Consider the following 3,490-nt stretch of genomic DNA (forward strand, 5'->3'; position numbering starts at 1 on the left):
GCATCTGCAGGTGGGCATCGAAGCGATGATGATCCTGCGCGACGAAGGCCCGGCGCTGCACAGCCGCAAACTGCGGGCGTTTGATGAACCTCCCTTCCGGTGAGGTTCAGAGACTGAGTTCAAGCTCCGATAGCAGCGCCTTCCGCGCCGCCTTCACGCCGCGCCACAAGTCCGGGTTCGTCATGTCCGCCGGGCCAATCGCCTCCGGCCACCAGTGCTCGACCAGCCGTTCCAGCCGATCCGCTTTGGCCTCGCCCAGCAAGAAGCGCGCATCGACCCGCGCTGGATCAGCCACCACGCGCAACCGCAGACACGCCGGGCCACCACCGTTCTGCATGGATTCACGCACGTCGACGAAATGCGCCGCACGGATGGGGCCGTTGCCGGCCACCAGCGCCGCCAGCCAGGCCTTCACGCTCGGGGTCTCTTCGGCTTCCTTCGGCAACACCAGCGCCATGCTGCCATCGGGCAGGGTGAGCAACTGGCTGTTGACCAGATAGGACTTGATTGCATCCTCAAGGCTAACCGCGCTGGCCGGCACCTCGACATACACCGCGTCGGGCATCCGTCGCGCCACATCTGCCTTCAGGCCGGCCGCATCGGCAAAGGCGTGCTCGTGCGCAAACAGCACATTGCCGTTGGCCACCGCCACCACATCGTTGTGGAACGCGCCGACATCGATGGCGGTCTGGCTTTGCGCCACGAACAGCGCGTTGCTCACGCCATGACGGCGGGCAATGGCTTCGCTGGCCCGGCGGTTCTGGCGGGCGGGGAAACGGCCGCCTTCCTCGCCATAGACGAAGATCTCAAGGCCGGGCGCGTCGTGGGCAGCGCACAGGCGCATGAAATTGGCCGCGCCTTCATCGCCGAATGCGGCCGGCAAAGCTTCATGCACCGCGAACGCCGGATCGGCGAACGCGATGGCCAATTGCGCGTGGGTTTCTGGGTGTTCGATGCTGCGATGGGCCATGCGTGACAGGTTGGCGGCGCTGATATGGCAGCGGCCGTCTTCAGTGTCGGGCGCCGGCGAGACGGAGGCGGCATTGGCCGTCCACATCGAACTGGCGGTCGCCGCGGTGGCAAACAGGCGCGGGTCTTCAACCGCAGCGCGAGCGATCACCTGCTCGTCCGTCCCGACAAACCCCATCTGGCGCAGGAAGCCGACATTGGGACGGTCCAGCGGCAGCAGGAATCCCTGTGTGAGCCCCAGCCCCATCACCAAGCGCATCTTGGCAATGCCCTGCAAGGCAGCGGCGCGCGGGCGCGACGTCGCCCCGCCGTGGCGCGCGCTGGCGAGATTGCCGAGCGAGAGCGCCGCATAATTGTGGCTCGGCCCGATCAGGCCGTCGAAGTTGATTTCGCGGATCATGGGCGCAGGCCCGACGTGATGCCGCCGCCCAGTGCATCGGCCGCCAGCGTCGCCACCGGGAAGGCGCAATAATCGGCGGCGTAATAGGCGGATGGTCGGTGGTTGCCGCTGGCCCCAATGCCGCCGAAAGGCGCGGCCGACGACGCGCCGTTGGTCGGCCGGTTCCAGTTGACGATCCCGGCACGGCTGCGCGCCCAGAAATCATCAAAGCGTGCCGCATCGCCGCCGATCAACCCAGCGGCGAGGCCAAAGCGCGTGGCATTGGCTGCCGCGATGGCCGCATCCCAGTCAGACACACGGACGATCTGCAACACGGGGCCGAACAATTCATCGTCGGACGGCGCATGGTCGGTCATGTCGATGACGGCAGGTGAAAGGATCGGCCGGTCAGCGCGGGCGCGCACCAGCGGACGCAGCACGTGGCCACCCGCCGCCTGCAGCTGCGCCCAGCCACGCTCCAGCCCATCGGCCGCCGCATTGGCGATCACCGGTCCCATGAACGGCTGCGGATCGCCGAAGGGTGCGCCGACGATCAGCCGATCCGTCAGCGCCAACACGGCTTCGACCAGCGCATCGCTCCCCGGCCCGACAATCAGCCGCCGCGCATTGGTGCAGCGCTGCCCGGCCGACAGAAACGCCGATTGCACCACGGTCGCGGCCGCCGCGTCTATATCGGTCAAATCCCACGCCACCAGCGGATTATTGCCACCCATTTCCAGCGCCAATATGAGGTGCGGCGTCTCGGCAAACTGGCGCGCCAGCGCCGCGCCAACATGCGCCGAACCCGTGAACAACAGGCCGTCGATCTCTTCCCCGGCCAGGTCGCGGCCCACATCGCCGCCGCCGTGCACAAGATTCAAAACGCCCTCGGGCAGGCCCGCCTTGGCCCACAGCCCGGCCATGAAATCCGCCACAGCCGGCGTCTGTTCAGACGGCTTGAACACAACCACATTCCCGGCCAGCAGCGCCGGCACGATATGGCCATTGGGCAGATGCGCCGGGAAATTATACGGCCCCAGCACCGCCAGCACGCCGTGCGGCTTGTGACGCAGCATCTGGCGCACGCCGGCGGCCTCGGCTGCCTTTTCACCCGCCCGCTCGGCCTGCGCAGTGATGGAGATCTCCACCTTGGCGGCGACGCTGGCGACTTCGGTGCGGGTTTCCCACAATGGCTTGCCAGTTTCGCGCGCAATCATTTGGGCGAAGGCGGCGGCGTCGGCCTCCACCGCCGCCTTGAAGGCGCGGACGACGGCGATGCGCTCAGCCAGCGGCCGCCGCGCCCAACCCGGCGCCGCAGCACGGGCGCGCGCCACAGCGGCCGCCACGCCGCCCACTGGCCCAGTCCAGATCGCCTCGCCAGTGCAGGGATCGGTGGAGACGAGTTCAGCAATCGACATGGTGGATCCTCGTGCCGGGCGTGAGGCCCAGCGGCGCGGCGACGGCGGCGGGCAGCGTTCGGCCCGCATCAGCGAGCGGCGACAGAAAAGCCTGGAAATCGTGGAGATGGCCAGTCGCAACCAGCTGCGGCGGCCCTTCCACCGCATCGGCCAGGGCGGCCACTTCGGCTGCGCGGGCCCCGCGGATGGACTTCAGATCATCGATGCGGGCGCTCACGGTGGGGCCGCCGTCGAAAATGTCGACATAATTGTCGAACGCAAAGCCCTCCGCCAGCAGCATGGCCAGCGCCGCGCGGCCACTGCCATGCGGTTGGCCGATGGCGGCGCGGGCCTGGTCGGTGAGCAGATTGGTGTAGACCGGGTGGCGCGGCATCAGATCGGCGATGAACTGGTTGCCGTGGACAGCGTTGAAACGGTCCGCTTCCGGAAACGACAGGCCGAAGAATTTGGCGCCCAGCGCGTCCCAGAACGGCGAATTGCCGTCTGCATCCATCACGCCGCGCAGCTCGGCAATCACGCGGTCGCCGAAGCGCGCGCGGTGCTGGGCGATGAACAGATAGCGGGCGGGCGCCAAAAGCCGCCCCAGCCCGCCAGTGCGCAGATCAGGGTGCAGGAACAGCCCGCCCACTTCCGACGCACCATCGAAATCACTGGTGAGCGACAGGAACTCGATGCGCAGCGTGCGATCCAGTTCCTTGCTGGTCTGGGTCAGCGTCGAAATCTT

The 3,490-nt window shown here is 67.6% G+C and carries 3 protein-coding genes; all 3 read right to left on the minus strand.

Going from position 1 to position 3,490, the window contains the following annotated elements; all coding sequences use genetic code 11:
• Positions 1 to 106: 106 nt before the first annotated feature.
• Complete coding sequence (locus Q7O19_RS13335) at positions 107 to 1,369, minus strand: N-succinylarginine dihydrolase (protein WP_303810973.1); 1,263 nt, start codon at positions 1,367 to 1,369, stop codon at positions 107 to 109.
• Positions 1,366 to 2,766, minus strand: a complete 1,401-nt coding sequence (astD, locus tag Q7O19_RS13340) for a succinylglutamate-semialdehyde dehydrogenase (RefSeq protein WP_303810974.1) — start codon at positions 2,764 to 2,766, stop codon at positions 1,366 to 1,368. The genes Q7O19_RS13335 and astD overlap by 4 nt, the downstream gene beginning before the upstream one ends.
• A partial coding sequence (locus tag Q7O19_RS13345; protein WP_303810975.1) for an arginine N-succinyltransferase occupies positions 2,753 to 3,490 on the minus strand: 738 nt, incomplete at its 5' end. The genes astD and Q7O19_RS13345, both read right to left, overlap by 14 nt.

Origin of the sequence: Sandarakinorhabdus limnophila DSM 17366 (assembly GCF_945882885.1) — a bacterium.
GTDB classification, from domain to species: domain Bacteria; phylum Pseudomonadota; class Alphaproteobacteria; order Sphingomonadales; family Sphingomonadaceae; genus Sandarakinorhabdus; species Sandarakinorhabdus limnophila_A.